Source organism: Paenarthrobacter aurescens (genome assembly GCF_025421775.1).
In the GTDB taxonomy this organism is placed as follows: domain Bacteria; phylum Actinomycetota; class Actinomycetes; order Actinomycetales; family Micrococcaceae; genus Arthrobacter; species Arthrobacter aurescens_B.
Genome location: NZ_JAOEFX010000004.1, coordinates 370,648 through 386,697, shown reverse-complemented (window position 1 = coordinate 386,697; position 16,050 = coordinate 370,648). Strand labels below are relative to the sequence as shown.

Here is a 16,050-nt window from a genome sequence, read left to right as displayed (position 1 = left end):
TTGTTTGTTCTGGTGAATGTTTCGATCTGGTGATTGATTGATCTGGTGATCGGTAGCTACGACGCTACGGAGTGCCGGAACCGGACGGAAGCGCCGCCGTCGTCTATGTGGATAACCAAACGGACCGTCCACATAGCGCTGTCACCAACTCCCAGCCCTCGGGCGGAGCATGAAAGAATAGGCACCATGGCTGAATCCCCTCGCGTGTCCCTCGCTTCCGAACCTCTCGCCCTTGGCCCCCTTGACGGCCGCTACCGCGCCGCCGTCGCGCCCCTCGTGGACTACTTGTCCGAGGCCGCGCTCAACCGCGATCGCGTTCACGTTGAAGTTGAGTGGCTCATCCACCTCACCAGCCAATCCGTGCTGCCCGGCACCGGTCCGCTCTCTGATGAGCAAATTGCACAGCTGCGTGCCATCGTTACCGATTTCAACGCCGCATCGGTCAACGAACTCGCCGAGATCGAAGCCGTGACGGTCCACGACGTCAAAGCTGTTGAGTACTACATCGGCCGTCGTTTGCCGGCCATTGGCATCGAGAACCTGACGGCCATGGTGCACTTCGGCTGCACGTCAGAGGACATCAACAACCTCTCCTACGCCGTAGGTATCAAGGGTGCCGTGGAGGACGTGTGGCTTCCCAACGCCACCGCCCTGGTCAAGCAGATCGAAGCCATGGCGGAAGAAAACCGCTCTGTGCCGATGCTCTCCCGCACGCATGGCCAGCCCGCCACCCCGACCACGCTCGGCAAGGAATTGGCTGTCATTGCGCACCGCCTGAACCGCCAGCTGGCACGCATCGCCAAGACCGAATTCCTGGGCAAGATCAACGGCGCTACCGGCACCTACGCAGCGCACGTCGCCTCCGTCCCAAGTGCTGACTGGGAAGCCGTCGCCAAGACGTTCGTGGAAGGACTGGGCCTCACGTGGAACCCGCTCACCACGCAGATCGAAAGCCACGATTGGCAGGCCGAGCTCTACGCCGACATCGCGCGCTTCAACCGCATCCTGCACAACGTCTGCACGGACATCTGGAGCTACATCTCCATCGGATACTTCCGCCAGATCCCGGTTGCCGGAGCCACAGGTTCTTCCACCATGCCGCACAAGGTCAACCCGATCCGCTTCGAGAACGCTGAAGCCAACCTGGAAATCTCCAACGGCCTCCTGGACACCCTGGGCGCCACACTGGTGACCTCCCGCTGGCAGCGCGACCTCACGGATTCCTCCTCGCAGCGCAACATCGGTGTCGCCTTCGGCCACTCGCTGTTGGCCATTTCCAATGTCGCCAAGGGCCTGAAGGCTCTTGACGTCGCCGAGGAAGTCCTCGCCGGCGACCTCGACACCAACTGGGAAGTGCTGGGCGAAGCCATTCAGATGGTCATGCGCGCCGAAGCCATCGCCGGCGTCGAAGGCATGGAGAACCCCTACGAACGCCTCAAGGACCTCACCCGCGGCCAGCGTGTTGACGGTGCCCGTATGCAGGAATTCGTGCAGGGCCTCGGACTCTCCGCCGACGCCGAGGCACGTCTGCTTGCCCTGACCCCGGGCAAGTACACGGGCATCGCCAACAAACTGGTGGACCACCTGCAGTAGTACAGATCGTTTGAAAGTGCAGGTCGCTCGAAAGTACGGGTCGATCGAAAGTACAGATCGTTTGAAAGTGCAGGTCGCTTGACGACGACGACGGCGGGCCGGGCTGGGTGCCTCGGCCCGCCGTCGGGGTTTACCCCTGCCGTCGGCGCTTAATCAGGTGGACGAAAGCACATTCCTCCCACCTGCTTTGCCCACCCACCTCCTTTGCCCAGCTCGGGCGGGACCTCGAGACACGGCGTGTCTGGCTGTTCCTCTGCTTCAGCGACTGATTGGGTGGAGGTATCCGGGCTGGAGCGCAGCGCGTCCAACCCCCACCAGCTACGACGTGAGGAGCGGAGCACCCATGAAGCTCCTGTTGATCAGGCACGGACAAACACCCGGCAACGTGGCGGGCCAGTTGGACACGGCATTTCCAGGACCGGGGCTGACCAAACTCGGTGAACGCCAGGCTGGGGCCCTGCCGGAAGCGTTGGCCGATGAAGCCGTGGAGGCGCTCTACACCTCCACGTTGCTGCGCACCCAGCACACTGCGGCGCCGCTGGCACAAGCCACAGGATTGGAGCCAACTATCCTGGATGGCGTCCACGAAATCGAAGCCGGTGCACTGGAAAAGAAGACAGACCACGAGTCCCACATGCGCTACATGAGCACTGTCTTCGCCTGGACGGACGGTGACCTTGATGTTCGCATGCCGGGAGCCTTCAACGGGCACGACTTCTTTGCCCGTTTCGATGCTTCGGTGGAGAAAGTTGCAGCCGCAGGCCACTCAGCGGCCGCGATCGTCAGTCACGGCGCGGCAATTCGTTGCTGGGCTGGCAGGAGGGCCACGGACATTGACACCGTCTTCGCCCAAACGCACCAGCTCCCGAACACCGGAATCGTGGCTCTGGAAGGCGATCCCGAAAAGGGCTGGAAGGTGCTGCACTGGGACCAGATCCCAGTGGGCGGCAAAGCCCTTGCGGACCAGACTGCCGAGGACCCCACAGGCGAGGCACTGTAGGGCATGTTGCGAGGTCCACGGTGCGCCCCGGACTGATTCCGAGGGACACAGAGCTGGCCCCACAACGCAGGGGCAGCCAGCAATTCTCCCGAAGCTTACGCGCAGGAAACACCACGGTAACCGCAGCTCCGTAGGCTAAAGACGCATAGACACCTCTCCGATTCACGGCGAAATGAGGCACAGATGCAGACCAACCCACGGCTCAACATCCGGCAGGTCACGTGGGCCAACCCCGTGGGTGCGGACCTCCGGGCCGCGCAGCAGGCAGAACTCGACGCCCGGTTCGGAAGCACGGATCATGAATCCGGACCTCCTCCGACTGAAGTGGACACCGCAGTTTTTGTTGTGGCCTACGAGAAATGCTCGGGACAGCCTTTGGGATGCGGCGGGCTGAGGATGCTTGACGAGAAGACAGCCGAGATCAAGAGGTTGTATGTGGTCCCCTACGCCCGGGGCTCGGGAGTCGCAAGCTCCATCCTGGCAGCGCTCGAAGCTCAAGCGCATTCCCACGGATTCACCGTGATCGCGGCCGAGGCAGGGTCGGCCCAGTCGGACGGTCGAAGTTTCTATGAGAGCGCAGGTTTCGCTCCAGTGCCGAACTTCGGCCCGTATGTGGGCGTCGACGATTCCTATTGCTACTCCAAGCGGCTCGATTCCCACAGTGCTTCGCACACGGCGATGGCCTAGGACCGTGCCTGTAGAGGTGGTGGCATAGGGGCGGTGGAACCGCGGCGCAACATCAAGCGAAGGTTGCGCCAGTTCGATAATCTCGGATTATGGAAAAAGCAGACATCACCTTTCGCACTCGCAAATGGGTGCGGCCCGAGGACCTCAACGCCAACGGCACACTCTTTGGTGGCAGCCTGCTGAAGTGGATCGATGAAGAGGCTGCGATCTACGCCATCCTTCAATTGGGCAACGGCCGCGCCGTCACCAAGTACATTTCGGAGATCAACTTCGTGAGCTCCGCTGTGCAAGGGGACCTGATCGAGATGGGACTGACCGCGAAACGCTTCGGCCGCACGTCCCTGACCATGCGCGCCGAAGTCCGAAACATGATTACGCGGCAGGCCATTCTGACCATCGAGGAAATTGTCTTCGTGAACCTGGGCTCCGACGGCCGCCCGCAGCCCCACGGCTACACGGAAATCACGTATGACCGCGACCGCATCCCCACACATCACCTGACCGAGACGCTCGACGAAGACTGAACCGGCCGGCGTCGGACGCTACTGCAAGTATCGGAAGACGGTCCAGGTCCGGGAGTTCAGGCAGCAATCGGCGGTATGCCTCGCGCTGAACGCCGCCCTGCGTCCAGTACCTGCCGTGCGGAACATCGCCTTTCCTCCACAGGCCAGGCAGACCAATTGTTGCCGCCTGTGCTCTTGACGATATTCGTCGAGGTTATCGAAGTCCTCAGCGTCCCAGTCCCTCCGGTCGGCGAGGCACAGTGCCCTTCTCATCGGTTGTGGCTTTCACTCGTAAAACAGCGGTTAAACGGGTGCTGGCGGCCGCGATGGACGCGGCCGCCAGCTTGTATTTCCGGTGACGGGAGTGATGCCACCGGAACCTTGGGGCTGCTGAATCGGGACAGTCAGCGGCGGTCGAACGTCAGCCCGCCGGGTACCTGGAACGTCGGCATGAGTTCAAGCATGCCCACGTTCACGTGGCGCGGCGTTTCGATGGCGTAGTCCAAGGCGTTAACGATGTCGTCGGTAGTGAGCGACTCGTAGCCCTCGTAGTAGGTCTGCCAGGCTTCTTCCATGGCCTCGGGCGTGCCGCCCAGGTTGCGGCCGAAGATCTCTGTCTCCACCCGGCCCGGGCAGATCTCGGTGACGCGGATGCGCTTGCCCACGGTGTCGTTCCGGAGTTGGCGGGAGATCTGGTGCACGGCTGCTTTGGTGGCGTGGTAAACCGTGTGGCCGTAGAAGTTGTAGACACCGGCGATGGAGCTGATGTTGATGACGTGGCCGAGATCGCGCTCCACCATCCCCGGCAGGACCAGACGGGTGAGCTGCAGCAGGCCACGAAGGTTCACGTCCACCAGTTCGTCGATGTCCTCTTCGGACGAATCCAGGATGTTCCCCGGCCGGGAAACCCCGGCGCAGTTCACCAGGACGTCCACCTTGAGGTCATTCACGACGGCGGCCAGCGCGGCTGTGTCGGTCAGGTCCACTACGTGCGGGATGGCTCCGGTGCGGTCGGCCAGTTCGGCGAGGCGTTCCTCGTTGCGGGCAACGGCATGTACGGTCAGGCCGCGCTTGGCAAGCCGCTCGGCGATGGCTGCACCCATACCGGTTGATGCTCCGGTGACGAGGGCGGTGGTGTAGTCAGAAAAAGACATTGGGTTCTCCAGAAGGTGGGGAATCGGTGGGGCAGAGTGCGGCGGGCTTGGAAGCCCGGCGCACTTCACTGTGTGGGTAGGGCTAGGCGTCGCGCAGCGGTTCGTGGGCGCGGTCCTTGACTGTGCTGACCGCGATGAGCGTGCCGAGCGCGGTAATGACTGCGTAGAAGGCCGGCATGTAGATGTTGCCGGTGCTGCCGATCAGCCAGGTCATCAGCAGCGGTGCCGTGCCGCCAAAGAGGGCCGAAGAGATGTTGTAGCCAAGGCCGTAGGCGGAGTAGCGGACACGGGTGGGGAACAGTTCGACGATCAGGATGTGGATCACTGCTGTGTGGCCGGCGAAGACGATGGCCATGATGCAGGCGCCCAGGATGGCCATGCCCATCTCGCCAGTGGCAATCAGGGCGTAGGACGGGATACCGAGGACTGCCATGGCGATGGCCGAGCCGGCAATCACCTTCTTGCGGCCAATACGGTCGGACAGGGCGCCCATGAACGGGATGGCGATGCAGATGACAACCAGGCTGCACGCGGTGACCAGGAGGGCTTCGCCGATGGTGAAGTTCAGCTGCTTGCCCTTGAGGAACGTGGGCATGTAGGAGAACAGAACGTAGTAGCCGGAGCCGTTCATCAGCGGGATGAAGAGTGCCAGGAGCATGGCACGGCGGTGCTCCTTGGACTGGAAAGCTTCCTTGAGCGGGTTCTTGGAGAGGCCGCCCTCTTCCTTCAGCTTCTCGAAGTTGGGGGTGTCGCTGATGGCCTTTCGGATATACCAGCCGATGATGCCCATGGGGATGGCGACCAAGAACGGAATGCGCCATGCGAACGAACCGAAGCCGCCGCCGTCGATCGCTGCCTGAGTGAGCCACGGCGACATGGAGAAAGCGACCAAAGTACCGGTGAGCAGTGCTGCGAAGGAGGCGATCTGGGCGTAGGAGGTGATGATGCCGCGCTTGCCTTCGGGAGCGTGCTCAGCGAGGAACGTCATGGCGCCGGCAGCCTCGCCACCAACGGAGAAGCCCTGCATGAGGCGCAGCAGGACCAAGAGGATTGGCGCCGCAACGCCGATGGCCGCATAGGGAGGCAGCAAGCCGATACCGGCAGTGGCAACACTGATCAGGAGGATGACAAAGACCAGGAGCTTTTGCCTGCCGATCCGGTCTCCGAGGTACCCACACACCACGGCGCCAAGCGGGCGGACGAAGAACGAGACAGCGTAACCGGCGAACACGAAGAGCAGTGCGTTGTCCGGGTTGCCCGGCGCGAGGAAGACGAGGGCCAGTGTTCCCGCCATGAAGGCGAAAATGCCGTTGTCGTACAGTTCCACGAAGATGCCAACACAACCTGCGGTGACTACCTTGCGGGTTTGGCGGCTGGTGAGCCGCTCATGCTGCACTGGCGCAGCGTTGGTGCTTGCGGTCATGACTTTTCCTTACTGGGATGAGCGTAGCAACGCCTACTGGTATGACGACAGGGTTTTAGCTGCATGCCGCAACTGGTAGGTCCTGCCACTGGGGACGGCATCCGATGCCGAGGAGTCCGAAGACGGTGTTGACGGATTCGCGGAGGGTTTCAAGTTGGGTCCGCGAGCGCCTATGGGTGGCAGTTGCTTCTGCCACTGTGGTTTTCCGAAAACGGACTTTGTCCCCTGGCCGCGCTTGGGCCAGGACATCCAGTCCGGTGCTGGTGACTACTGCGAGGACGGGATACCCGGCGGTGACGCCGCGGCCCCGGTGCAGTACCAGCAGCTCTTCCCTTGAGGGAACCTCGACGGCGCCCACTGGCACTCCGCGGGAAAGGACTTCGCCGCTTGAGGTTCTTTCCGGAAGTTCCCCGCCGAGCCGCAGGCCGATGTGGTTGCTGCGGCCGCTGACGGCGTATTCCGAGGTATAGAGCAGTTCACCGGATTCGCCGAACTCGGCGACGTCCGGCCCGTCGGTCACATCGACCAACAAGTTTGAGTCCATCCGGGGCCGTTCAAGGCCTAGGCGGAAAAGCGGAAGATCGAAATACGGCTGACGAACCGGGCCAACGCTCCTGCGGTTGAGGAGGATGGTTCCTTCCTTCAGCTGAAGCCCGAAACCCACCACGGTGTCCGGGGCTACACTGCCGAGCAACGTCTCTGCCTCGATGGAGCCATGGACGGCCACGTAGGCACGGAGGCCGCGGTGGATTCCGCGGATGGAGACGGTTTCTCCTGCTCTCACGGATACAGGTTCCCACTGACTGGACGGGCGACCTCCTACTGTCAGCGTGAGCGGCGCACCGGTGACGGCGATCAGGATGTCCGAGTTGGCCTTCATCCGGAAGTCGAGGGCGGTGATCTCCACCAGGGGGTCGTTGTCCAGGTTTCCAGCCAAGATGTTGGCGGCCCGGGCCGAGTACTGGTCCAGGGCGCCATTAACTGGAAGCCCGAAGCGGGGTCCACGGAAACGGCCGAGGTCCGTGACAACGGAGTTGCCGGGCTGCTGGATCAGGATTCCGCCGCTCATGGCAGGGGCTCCAGTTCCATGCCCAAGAATTCGTTGAAATCCTCAGGACCGACTTGCCGAAACCGCAGGATGTCGCCCGGCTTGTATGGAACCAGCGGTTCGCGACGGATGTTCAAGACTGAAAGCGGCGTCTGGCCGATCACGCACCATCCGCCGGGAGCCACCGCCGGAGCGATGACTGCTTGACGACCGGCAACTGCCACGGCACCGGCAGGAACGCTGAGCCTGGGATCCTTGAGGCGGGGCACAGGCTTGGGGAAAGCGGGGCCGTCCATCATGGGAGAACCAGCCGGAGCACCTAGGCAACGCACGGTGTAGGTCTTGTGGGTGTGGAGGCGGATGACCTCCTCCACGGAGATTCCCTGGTGCTCAGCAACGCGCTCCAAATCCGGGCCGTATTCGCCGCCGTAGACCACGGGTACATCGAACTCGCGGGGTGCATGTGCGGATTCCCCGGTGTGGCCGAGTTCCAGCAGCCCGAGCTTCACGAAGGCCCGCACCTGCCGGGCGGAAACCAGGATGGGGTCGAATTCCACCAGCACGGAATCGTAGGTGGGAACGGCTCCATGAAGACCTTCGGCTCCGCAGTTTTCCAACCAGTCGGCCAGTCCGTGGACGGTCAGCCAGTTGTGTTCGCTGGTCTCCGAGATGGCCACGACGCGCAGTGCCGAGTCCCCGGATTCGTAGATCTCGGTGGAGGCCGCTGTGAGCACGGACATGTCAGGCCACCTTCTTCTTTGCGTCCATGACCTCGGCCACCGGGGCAATCCGCACACCGGCTGAGATGAGCTCTGCACGGATCTTGCGTGCCAGGTCAACTGCCCCGGCGTTGTCCCCGTGCAGGAGGAGGGTGTCGACGTCGATGTCCAGGTCCGCGCCGTTGGCGCAGCGGATCTTGCCCTCAACCACCATGCGGATGGTCCGCTCAACGATTTCTGCGGCGTCGTGGAGCACGGCGCCGGGCTGGCTGCGGGGAACCAGCGTGCCGTCTTCCTGGTAGGCACGGTCCACGATGCCGACGATGGCAACGTCAAGCCCGGCAGCCCGTGAGGCGACAGCCAGTTCACCTTCCTGCGCCACCACGATCAGCTCGCGGTCTACGCGGGCGGCGGCGTCAGCGACGGCCCGGGCGTAGTCAGCGCGGACAGCGACCAGGTTGCCGAGCCGGCCGTGGGGTGCCAGGTGCGTGACCTTGGTTCCTTGGAAGGCTGCGAAGCCGTTCAGCGCACCCAATTGGTACACAACGTCGTTCTGAACCTCGCTGGCAGTGAGGCCCATGTCGCGCCTGCCGAAACCACGCAGGTCCGGAAAGCTCGGGTGGGCTCCGATGCCAACTCCGCGGCGTACGCATTGGGCGACGGTGGCCGCCATGATGTCCGGATCACCGGCGTGGAAACCACAAGCGATATTGGCACTTGTGACGATCTCCAGGAGTTCGGAATCGTCGCCGATGGTGTAGGCGCCAAATCCCTCTCCAAGATCCGCTACAAGATCAATGATCGGTTTCACGTGGTTCTCTTTCCGTGGTCCTGCATTTGATGGGGAAATTCGCAAAGGCCATTTACTGGGCACCATGGAATTTCCGGGAAAAGACAGCCGCTGGATGGAATCCAAAGCGTTGCCTGAAGTTCGTCCTAAAAGTCTTGCACCGGTCAAGTACGTTGCACAAAGACCTAATAGCTATCCCGTGATAGCTCTCCGTTATGACCTGCGCCACCCCACCCTGTGGCATGGGTCCCAGGGACTGCCCGCTGGGCGATGCGTCTATATTTGAACATCGGGACCTGCCACCCAAGGGGACTTTCCACCCACGGGGCACGGCTCTCCAGGAAGGTACATCCATGGACACGCGGAAGCTCTCATACTTCGTGCAGATCGTTGATTCGGGGAGCATCACCAAGGCAGCGGCAGCCCTCCATGTTGCCCAGCCGGCCCTCAGCCAGCAGGTGTCTGCACTGGAAAACGACCTCAAGCAACGCCTCCTGATCCGCAGCAAGCAGGGAGTGGAACCGACGGCGGCCGGGCACACGCTTTACCGCCACGCGCAGTCGATCCTGCGGCTGGTGGAACAGGCACGGCAGGACGTCGCGTCCTCCGGCGCAGCCCCCTCCGGCAGGGTGTCCATCGCGATCGCTCCGTACAGCATGGCCTCGAGCCTGACACCCCAGATCATCAGTGAAGTGGGCCGCCGCTACCCGGATATTGTGGTGCATCTGACGGAGATTTTCGGCGGCGTACTGAGCGAGGCCATCAAGAACGGCCGCCTCGATATGGCTCTGATCTATGAGCCTGGAAAGATCCGCGGAGTTCAGTTCACCACCATGATCGTGGAAGACCTCCACTTGGTGGTGCACCCTGATGTGGACATCAACCACGGCAGGGACACCATCACCCTTGCCGAAGCCAGCACCGTGGGGCTGTTCCTCCCGGAGAAGAACCACACGCTGCGTCAACTCATCGAGAAGGGCCTGGCGGACCAGGACCTTCCCCTGAAGCTGGTGGGCGAAGTGGAATCCGTTCCTTCGCTGACAAGGCTCATCCGCGCCAACCTCGGCGGCACGGTGTTGCCCAAGTCGGCCGCGGATGCGCTCTTCCCGGACCAGGACTTCAAGGTGCTGCGGATCGTGGAACCCGGACTGCAGAGCAAGATCGCCCTCTGCACCCCGGACCACGAGCCACTGTCCGAGGCTGCGTCTGCCGTGCTGCTGGTGGTCAAGGAGATGCTGCATCAGCAACTGATCAACAAGTACGGGACCGACCCCGTGCAACTCCCGGCCCATCCATAACAAAGCCTTATCCGGACAGACAGCTTTGGTCTTATTCAAGACCGTATTAATTTCCTAATATCGAATTAACAAACAATTCGAAACCAGCTCACGGATTCCATGGGCAAGTTCAAAGGAAACAACGGTGAAAAAGATCAACACAGCCGGATGGGTATCAAATCCAACCCGCGGAACAGTCAGCGCACGAACCGGATTCCATTGCCCACGGAACGGATTCTGGCGTCCGGGCGGCGGCATCGGTGAACCCCTCTTCGTCTTCGAAGGCAGCCTGATGCCCGCCCACGCCGGCAGCAGCATCGAATGGCATCTGGTGGACACGCGGCCGGGACACTCAGGGCTTGACTGAGCCCACGCGGGCCCGGCCGAACCCCACGAACCCGGCCACCCGCCGTCGTACCTTCACCAAAGCTCCACCACCATAAGGCGCCCTGCCCCTGGCAAGGCGCCTTTGCTGTGCCAAGTGGGGGTGCCTAAGTGGGGGTGCCCACGTGACCGTGCCCACGAATAGGCAAGACAGCACGCCAAAGGGCCGGCCGCCGTCTACGACGGCGACCGGTCCTGACAAAAACCCTTAGTCTTCGACCAGCAAGCCCTTCTCCTTGAGCTTCTCGGTGAGGCCGCACAGCTCGATGGTGTTGCCCCCGTCATGGTAGAGCTTGATGAGTTCGCGCTCGTGGTCGTCGCGGGCCTGGGACAGTGCGATGACTTCCTCTGCCTCCTCGCGGCGGACAACCACCACGCCGTCAGCGTCACCGCGGAGGATGTCGCCGGGATAAATGATTTCGTCGCCGAAGACGATCGGGTGGTTGATGGGGCCGAGGGTTTCCTTGACAGTGCCCTTGATGCTGACGCTGCCGGAGAAGACGGGCAGGCCGAGTTCAATCAGGTCCTGGGTGTCGCGCACGCCGGAATCGGTGACCATCGCGGCGATACCCTTGGCCTTCATGGCATTGCCCAGGACGTCGCCGAACGTGCCGGCTTCGGCCATTTCCTGCGCACCGACCAGAACCACGTCGCCGGCCTGTGCGTAGTGGATGGCCACTTGGAGCATGAGGTTGTCCTGCGGGGCACAAGCGACCGTGACGGCCGGGCCGCAGAAGGACATGGAGCGGTCTATCGGCTTGATCTTGGAGCTCAGCGCGCCACGGCGGCCCTGGGCTTCGTGGATAGTGGCGGAGGAAAAGGCAGCGAGACGGCTGACGACGTCGGCATCGGGGCGCTCGAATTTGGTCTTGACGTGGATCATTTCAGGGATCTTTCTGTGGGGCTAGGACAGGGCGTTGACGGCATCGCGGATGGAGTCCACGCCGTCGTTGATGGTCTCCAGCGAGGTGGCGAAGGAGATCCGGAAGTAGGGGCCCAGCCCGTAGGCCGACCCCTGGATGACGGCGACGCGTGCAGCGTTCAGGAGGTAGAGCGTGAAGTCCTGGTCGTTCTCGATGACTGTGCCGTCGGGCGCGGTTTTCCCGACGACGCCGCTGCAGTTCACATAGGCGTAGAAGGCGCCTTCCGCCGGCGCGACGGACAGGCCGTTGATGGCATTGAGACCGTCGACGGCGGCGTCCCGGCGCTTGCGGTACACCTCCACACTGTCGCGGACGAAAGTCTGGTCGCCGTTCAACGCCGCTACGGCGGCAGCCTGGCTGATGGACGACGGGCAGGATGAGGTTTGCGACTGCAGCTTGTTCATGGCGGCGATCAGGGGAGCCGGTCCCACGCCGTAGCCGAGCCGCCAGCCCGTCATGGCGTACGCCTTGGAGACGCCGTTGACCAGCAGGATGCGGTCCTTGAGAACCGGCGCGGCGGTGACCAGGCTGGTGACGCGGCCGTCGCCGAAGTGGATTTCGTCGTAGATCTCGTCCGTAAGGATGAAGACGTGCGGGTGCTGCTCAAGGACCGCACCGAGTGCCTGCAGTTCCTCGCGGGTGTACACGGCGCCGGTGGGGTTGGACGGCGCGTTGAGGATGAGCCACTTGGTCTTCGGTGTGATGGCCTTAGCCAAGGCGTCCGGGGTGAGCTTGAAGCCCGTATCTTCGCCGCAGGCAACGATCACAGGAGTGCCGTCGTTGGCGAGAACCATGTCCGGGTAGGAAACCCAGTACGGCGCGGGGACGATCACTTCATCGCCCGCATTAAGGGATGCCATCAGGGCAACGTACAGGACCTGCTTGGCTCCGCCGCCGATGGTCAGCTGGTTTCGCCCATAATGGTGGCCGGTGTGGCCCTCGATTTTGCGCAGGATGGCGGTCTGCAGCTCCGGCGTGCCAGTCACCGACGTGTACTTGGTCTCGCCGTTGTTGATCGCCTCGATGGCGGCGGCTTTGATGTGGTCCGGGGTGTCGAAGTCCGGCTCGCCGACGGTCAGGTCGATGATCGGGATGCCTTCAGCTTTCAGTTCGCGGACGCGGGCGGCCGCGGCGACGCTCGCTGAGGACTTGATGCGGGTGACCCTCGACGCCGGCAGGTAGTCGGACATGTCTCCTCCAGGAATGTGGAACTCAGGACATGCGGATTCGTATGTCCCCTTTTTCGAGACTAGGGATCCGTGAGCGCTGTGGATAAGACCTAATGTGCGTGGATCTATAAGGGGGCCTTATGACGCAGATCGTCCTATGGGATCTCAGCACTCATTTGGCGCGCAATATACGTAATGACGCCCCTTAGGGCACTTCTTCCATGCACTTTGCTTATGGGTTCACGCGGTATTGGTATTTCCTCACCCGGGCCAACGACGCCTACATTCGAGGGATCACAAGGACCTGTTCCGAACCGAAAAGGGAGCCCTATGCCACCCCGAACCCGCTCAGCCCCCGCCGTTTCCGCGCAGGGCCTCTCAGCCACTGGAAGGTACACCTACAGGGCCAAGGCACAGCGCCCGCAAGCACAGGAACACACGGAACACGCAACGCTGGCGCACGCGCTGGGAGTTCATCGGCAGCTCATCTCGCACGCGGCCAGCGCTATCCGGAACCTGACCTCGGCCAGAAACGAGCTGATAGCCCAGGCCATTGAGGACGGGCTCACCATCGCCACTGTTTCAGCGGCCACCGGGGAGAACATGAAATCAGTCAGGACCATCGCTTTGGCTTATGACGATCTCCATCCGAGCGGCCTCCCCCGCGATGCGCACGTGGCTGCTTTGACGGCGAAGAGCGAGGCTTTGAAGGCAGCGGAAAGCCACCGGGAGCAGATCACTGAACGCCGCGAGGCACTGATTGTGATCGCCCTCCGGAACCAGGTCTGCGATGACTTGGAGCTCGCCTCGCTAACCGGACTCACTCCGGACCACATCCGCCGGGCAGCGCGGGGCATTCCCCGGCCGGACCAGGACCGTTGGCTGCCCACCCGTTGAACCCAACACCGTTGAACCCGGCCCAGCAGCAGGGTAGAACGGGTAGATGACCAACGACGTGAACTCCTGGATGGATCAGTACGAACGCGCGTGGACCTCGAATGACCCCGGGGAAATCAGGGCACTCTTCACCGAGGACGCCGTCTACAACGACCGCCCCAACACCTCAAAACCTTGGAACGGCCACGAAGAGATCGTCAAAGGGTGGGCCGACGCCGGTGACAAGCCCGAGGATTGGACCTTCGAGTGGACGCTCCTGGGCAGGGAAGGCGATACTGCCTTCGTCCAAGGCCTCACCACGTATCTGAACGGGGACCCCACCTACGACAATCTGTGGGTGATCCGCTTCGCTGAGGACGGCCGGGCACGCGAGTTCACGGAGTGGTACATGGCCCGCAAATAGCTAGCGGGTTTTATACAGGAGGTTGGGGTGGACCTGGGTCCAGCCGTCGTATTTCGACTGGCCGGCATCCACGCCGTCGTTGATGAGCTTCGCTTGTGAATCGTCAAAGTTAGTCAGGGTGACGATGTCCTCACCAGTCGCTACCGCTGCGCATCCCGCCCTCCACCGCCCCGGGAGTCCTACAGGCACCGAAATCAAGCAGGCAGACCCGCCAGTGGAACTCTTGGCCGCGAAGTACTCCACATCGTCGTGGGTCGCCAGCAGTCGGGCTGACCCCGCTTTGATGTCCGTATCCACACTGATAAGGCTCACGGTCTCCGGAAGCTCGTCCTCGGCCGTCGCTTCCCGTGCCAGGACGTCCGGGCCAGTCGGCGACGAACAACCGGCCAGTCCGAGCCCAGCAACTACGGCAATTACAACCAACCCACGACGATTCACGGCTCTGCCCCCTCAGGCTCTCGTTCCATCGAGCCTAGCCCACCGTCTACCGAGGACAAGAACAGGTCAGTAGCTTTCGCGCTCAGCCGTTTCAGACACGGGAATGAACGTTGATGCGAACCCTTCCGACGCGCGGGCCAGCACCGCTACGTCGGCGCCGACCAGCACAAAGGAGGCACCGGCGTCGAGATACGCCCGGGCGGTTGACTCATTGAAGGCGTTCACGCCGGCCGGCTTCCCAGCCGCTTTCGCGGCTTCAAGACAATGCTCGACGACGGCCCTCACCAAGGGATTTTCCTGCTGTCCCAGCAGGCCCATGGATGCTGCGAGATCCGAGGGGCCCAGGAAGATGCCATCCACGCCGTCGACGGCCAGGATCTCCTCCACCGCTGATGCCGCAGCTTCGGATTCGATCTGAACGGTGAGGCTGATGGTCTCCGAGGCGGAAGCCAGGTAGTCCGGGACGCGGTTCCAGCGAGCGGAACGGGCCAGTGCGGATCCGACGCCGCGAACACCGTGCGGCGGGTAGCGGACAGCAGCAACCGCAGTCGCGGCATCAAAGGCCGAGTTCACCATGGGGATCATCAGGTTCTGCACACCGAGGTCCAGGTACTGCTTGATGACCACGGTGTCGTTGACCGGTGGACGGACCATGGCCTGTACGGGGTAACCGCTGACGGCATGGAGTTGGGCGAGGATCGATTCGAGGCCGTTGGGACTGTGCTCGGCGTCGATCAGTACCCAGTCCAGACCGGATCCGGCGCAGATCTCGGCGACCAGTGGGCTGCCGGAGCAGACCCACATGCCAGCCAGCGGCCGGCCGGCCTCAGAGAGGGCCGAGTAGAAGGTGGGGCTCAGTCGAATTGGCATGTCACAACTCCCAACGGTCCGTAGTCCGCGTGCACTGTATCCCCTTTGTACACCCACAGTGGTCGGGTAAACGAGCCCGCCAGAATGATGTCCCCGGCCTTCATCGAGTCACCGTGCGCGGCGATCTTGTTGGCCAGCCAGTGCACTCCGTTGGCGGGGTGGTCGAGTACCCCAGCCGCCACTCCGGTCTCCTCCACGGTCTGGTTTTTGTACAGGATGGCGGAGACCCAACGGAGGTCGACGGCGTCCGGCCGCACCGGACGTCCACCCACCACCATGGCGCCCATCGCGGCGTTGTCCGAGATGGTGTCCACGATGGTCCGGCCCTCCATTTCGATCCTGGAGTCCAGGATTTCGAGGGCCGGAACCACGTAGTCGGTGGCGTTGAGGACATCGAAAATCGTGCAGCCTGGCCCCTTGAGACCGGACTTCAGCACGAACGCGAGCTCCACCTCAACCCGGGGATGCGTGTATTTGTCCCACTCCACGGAGCAACCGGTTTCCAGGACCATGTCATCAAAAATGGCACCGTAATCCGGCTCGGTGATGCCCGTGGCGGCCTGCATGGCCTTGGACGTGAGGCCGATCTTGCGCCCCACCAACGTGCGCCCGGCTTCCTCGTTCCGCCGCATCCACAACTGCTGCACGGCGTAGGAGTCCTCCACCGTCATGTCGGGGTAGCGGGCAGTCAACCGAGGAACGGGCGTACGGGAGCGGCCGGCCTCGAGCAATTCGTCGGCAATGGCTTCGATCGTCTTCGCGTCCAACATGG

18 protein-coding genes are annotated in these 16,050 nt (G+C 62.7%); 8 read left to right on the top strand and 10 right to left on the bottom strand.

All coding sequences use genetic code 11. The annotated features are described in order from the left end of the window. Positions 1–186: 186 nt before the first annotated feature. The 4 genes from purB (at position 187) to N7568_RS10955 (ending at position 3,804) form a co-directional block, all read left to right on the top strand. Entirely contained in the window at positions 187–1,593 is a 1,407-nt protein-coding gene (gene purB, locus N7568_RS10970) for an adenylosuccinate lyase (protein ID WP_261609855.1), read from the top strand. Between the two features lie 343 nt (positions 1,594–1,936). Then, positions 1,937–2,593 carry a histidine phosphatase family protein gene (locus N7568_RS10965; protein ID WP_261609854.1) on the top strand — a complete coding sequence of 219 codons (657 nt, stop codon included), beginning with the start codon at positions 1,937–1,939 and terminating at the stop codon, positions 2,591–2,593. A gap of 183 nt (positions 2,594–2,776) precedes the next feature. Continuing rightward, the gene (locus tag N7568_RS10960; protein ID WP_261609853.1) at positions 2,777–3,280 is read left to right on the top strand and encodes a GNAT family N-acetyltransferase; all 504 of its coding nucleotides are present in this window, start codon (positions 2,777–2,779) and stop codon (positions 3,278–3,280) included. A gap of 89 nt (positions 3,281–3,369) precedes the next feature. Further along, positions 3,370–3,804, top strand: a complete 435-nt coding sequence (locus N7568_RS10955; RefSeq protein WP_090824227.1) for an acyl-CoA thioesterase — start codon at positions 3,370–3,372, stop codon at positions 3,802–3,804. Between the two features lie 383 nt (positions 3,805–4,187). Here the strand turns inward: N7568_RS10955 and N7568_RS10950 are convergent, their stop codons facing one another. The 5 genes from N7568_RS10950 to N7568_RS10930 form a co-directional block, all read right to left on the bottom strand. Next, positions 4,188–4,937 (bottom strand): SDR family oxidoreductase, encoded by a 750-nt coding sequence (locus tag N7568_RS10950; RefSeq protein ID WP_159732412.1) that lies wholly within the window; start codon positions 4,935–4,937, stop codon positions 4,188–4,190. Between the two features lie 82 nt (positions 4,938–5,019). Next, positions 5,020–6,360 (bottom strand): MFS transporter, encoded by a 1,341-nt coding sequence (locus tag N7568_RS10945; RefSeq protein WP_261609852.1) that lies wholly within the window; start codon positions 6,358–6,360, stop codon positions 5,020–5,022. Between the two features lie 55 nt (positions 6,361–6,415). Next, entirely contained in the window at positions 6,416–7,429 is a 1,014-nt protein-coding gene (locus N7568_RS10940; protein WP_261609851.1) for a biotin-dependent carboxyltransferase family protein, read from the bottom strand. Continuing rightward, positions 7,426–8,148 (bottom strand): 5-oxoprolinase subunit B family protein, encoded by a 723-nt coding sequence (locus tag N7568_RS10935; protein ID WP_261609850.1) that lies wholly within the window; start codon positions 8,146–8,148, stop codon positions 7,426–7,428. The genes N7568_RS10940 and N7568_RS10935 overlap by 4 nt, the downstream gene beginning before the upstream one ends. A gap of 1 nt (position 8,149) precedes the next feature. Beyond that, complete coding sequence (locus N7568_RS10930) at positions 8,150–8,938, bottom strand: LamB/YcsF family protein (RefSeq protein ID WP_261609849.1); 789 nt, start codon at positions 8,936–8,938, stop codon at positions 8,150–8,152. Between the two features lie 332 nt (positions 8,939–9,270). Between N7568_RS10930 and N7568_RS10925 the strand changes: the two genes are divergently transcribed. Both N7568_RS10925 and N7568_RS10920 read left to right on the top strand, forming a co-directional pair. After that, positions 9,271–10,215 (top strand): LysR substrate-binding domain-containing protein, encoded by a 945-nt coding sequence (locus tag N7568_RS10925; protein ID WP_261609848.1) that lies wholly within the window; start codon positions 9,271–9,273, stop codon positions 10,213–10,215. Positions 10,216–10,339: 124 nt separating this feature from the next. Continuing rightward, complete coding sequence (locus tag N7568_RS10920) at positions 10,340–10,561, top strand: hypothetical protein (protein ID WP_261609847.1); 222 nt, start codon at positions 10,340–10,342, stop codon at positions 10,559–10,561. 225 nt (positions 10,562–10,786) lie between these two features. Here the strand turns inward: N7568_RS10920 and N7568_RS10915 are convergent, their stop codons facing one another. Together N7568_RS10915 and N7568_RS10910 are read right to left on the bottom strand one after the other, a co-directional pair. Then, positions 10,787–11,461, bottom strand: coding sequence for a 4-carboxy-4-hydroxy-2-oxoadipate aldolase/oxaloacetate decarboxylase (locus N7568_RS10915; protein WP_026548509.1), 675 nt, complete (start codon positions 11,459–11,461; stop codon positions 10,787–10,789). Between the two features lie 21 nt (positions 11,462–11,482). Further along, on the bottom strand, positions 11,483–12,691 hold the full coding sequence (locus tag N7568_RS10910) for an aspartate transaminase (protein ID WP_261609846.1): 1,209 nt from the start codon (positions 12,689–12,691) through the stop codon (positions 11,483–11,485). Between the two features lie 309 nt (positions 12,692–13,000). Between N7568_RS10910 and N7568_RS10905 the strand changes: the two genes are divergently transcribed. Then, a complete protein-coding gene (locus N7568_RS10905) occupies positions 13,001–13,567 on the top strand; it encodes a hypothetical protein (RefSeq protein ID WP_261609845.1) in 567 nt (188 codons plus the stop codon). Positions 13,568–13,613: 46 nt separating this feature from the next. Next, the gene (locus tag N7568_RS10900; RefSeq protein WP_261609844.1) at positions 13,614–13,970 is read left to right on the top strand and encodes a nuclear transport factor 2 family protein; all 357 of its coding nucleotides are present in this window, start codon (positions 13,614–13,616) and stop codon (positions 13,968–13,970) included. Here N7568_RS10900 and N7568_RS10895 read toward each other — a convergent pair whose 3' ends face one another. The 3 genes from N7568_RS10895 to hpaH all read right to left on the bottom strand — a co-directional run bounded on the left by N7568_RS10895 (position 13,971) and on the right by hpaH (position 16,048). After that, positions 13,971–14,393 carry a hypothetical protein gene (locus N7568_RS10895; protein WP_261609843.1) on the bottom strand — a complete coding sequence of 141 codons (423 nt, stop codon included), beginning with the start codon at positions 14,391–14,393 and terminating at the stop codon, positions 13,971–13,973. A gap of 81 nt (positions 14,394–14,474) precedes the next feature. Beyond that, on the bottom strand, positions 14,475–15,278 hold the full coding sequence (locus tag N7568_RS10890) for an HpcH/HpaI aldolase family protein (RefSeq protein WP_261609842.1): 804 nt from the start codon (positions 15,276–15,278) through the stop codon (positions 14,475–14,477). Next, the gene (gene hpaH, locus N7568_RS10885) at positions 15,263–16,048 is read right to left on the bottom strand and encodes a 2-oxo-hept-4-ene-1,7-dioate hydratase (RefSeq protein ID WP_261609841.1); all 786 of its coding nucleotides are present in this window, start codon (positions 16,046–16,048) and stop codon (positions 15,263–15,265) included. The genes N7568_RS10890 and hpaH overlap by 16 nt, the downstream gene beginning before the upstream one ends. Positions 16,049–16,050 lie beyond the last annotated feature (2 nt).

Bases quoted from the DNA above. Each gene is read 5' to 3' on its own strand.
- N7568_RS10915 (WP_026548509.1), bottom strand. From the start codon at position 11,461: ATGATCCACGTCAAGACCAAATTCGAGCGCCCCGATGCCGACGTCGTC.
- N7568_RS10900 (WP_261609844.1), top strand. From the start codon at position 13,614: ATGACCAACGACGTGAACTCCTGGATGGATCAGTACGAACGCGCGTGG.
- N7568_RS10950 (WP_159732412.1), bottom strand. From the start codon at position 4,937: ATGTCTTTTTCTGACTACACCACCGCCCTCGTCACCGGAGCATCAACC.
- N7568_RS10925 (WP_261609848.1), top strand. From the start codon at position 9,271: ATGGACACGCGGAAGCTCTCATACTTCGTGCAGATCGTTGATTCGGGG.
- N7568_RS10960 (WP_261609853.1), top strand. From the start codon at position 2,777: ATGCAGACCAACCCACGGCTCAACATCCGGCAGGTCACGTGGGCCAAC.
- N7568_RS10935 (WP_261609850.1), bottom strand. From the start codon at position 8,148: ATGTCCGTGCTCACAGCGGCCTCCACCGAGATCTACGAATCCGGGGAC.
- N7568_RS10910 (WP_261609846.1), bottom strand. From the start codon at position 12,691: ATGTCCGACTACCTGCCGGCGTCGAGGGTCACCCGCATCAAGTCCTCA.
- N7568_RS10905 (WP_261609845.1), top strand. From the start codon at position 13,001: ATGCCACCCCGAACCCGCTCAGCCCCCGCCGTTTCCGCGCAGGGCCTC.
- N7568_RS10955 (WP_090824227.1), top strand. From the start codon at position 3,370: ATGGAAAAAGCAGACATCACCTTTCGCACTCGCAAATGGGTGCGGCCC.
- N7568_RS10890 (WP_261609842.1), bottom strand. From the start codon at position 15,278: ATGCCAATTCGACTGAGCCCCACCTTCTACTCGGCCCTCTCTGAGGCC.
- N7568_RS10965 (WP_261609854.1), top strand. From the start codon at position 1,937: ATGAAGCTCCTGTTGATCAGGCACGGACAAACACCCGGCAACGTGGCG.
- hpaH (WP_261609841.1), bottom strand. From the start codon at position 16,048: ATGTTGGACGCGAAGACGATCGAAGCCATTGCCGACGAATTGCTCGAG.
- N7568_RS10945 (WP_261609852.1), bottom strand. From the start codon at position 6,360: ATGACCGCAAGCACCAACGCTGCGCCAGTGCAGCATGAGCGGCTCACC.
- N7568_RS10940 (WP_261609851.1), bottom strand. From the start codon at position 7,429: ATGAGCGGCGGAATCCTGATCCAGCAGCCCGGCAACTCCGTTGTCACG.
- purB (WP_261609855.1), top strand. From the start codon at position 187: ATGGCTGAATCCCCTCGCGTGTCCCTCGCTTCCGAACCTCTCGCCCTT.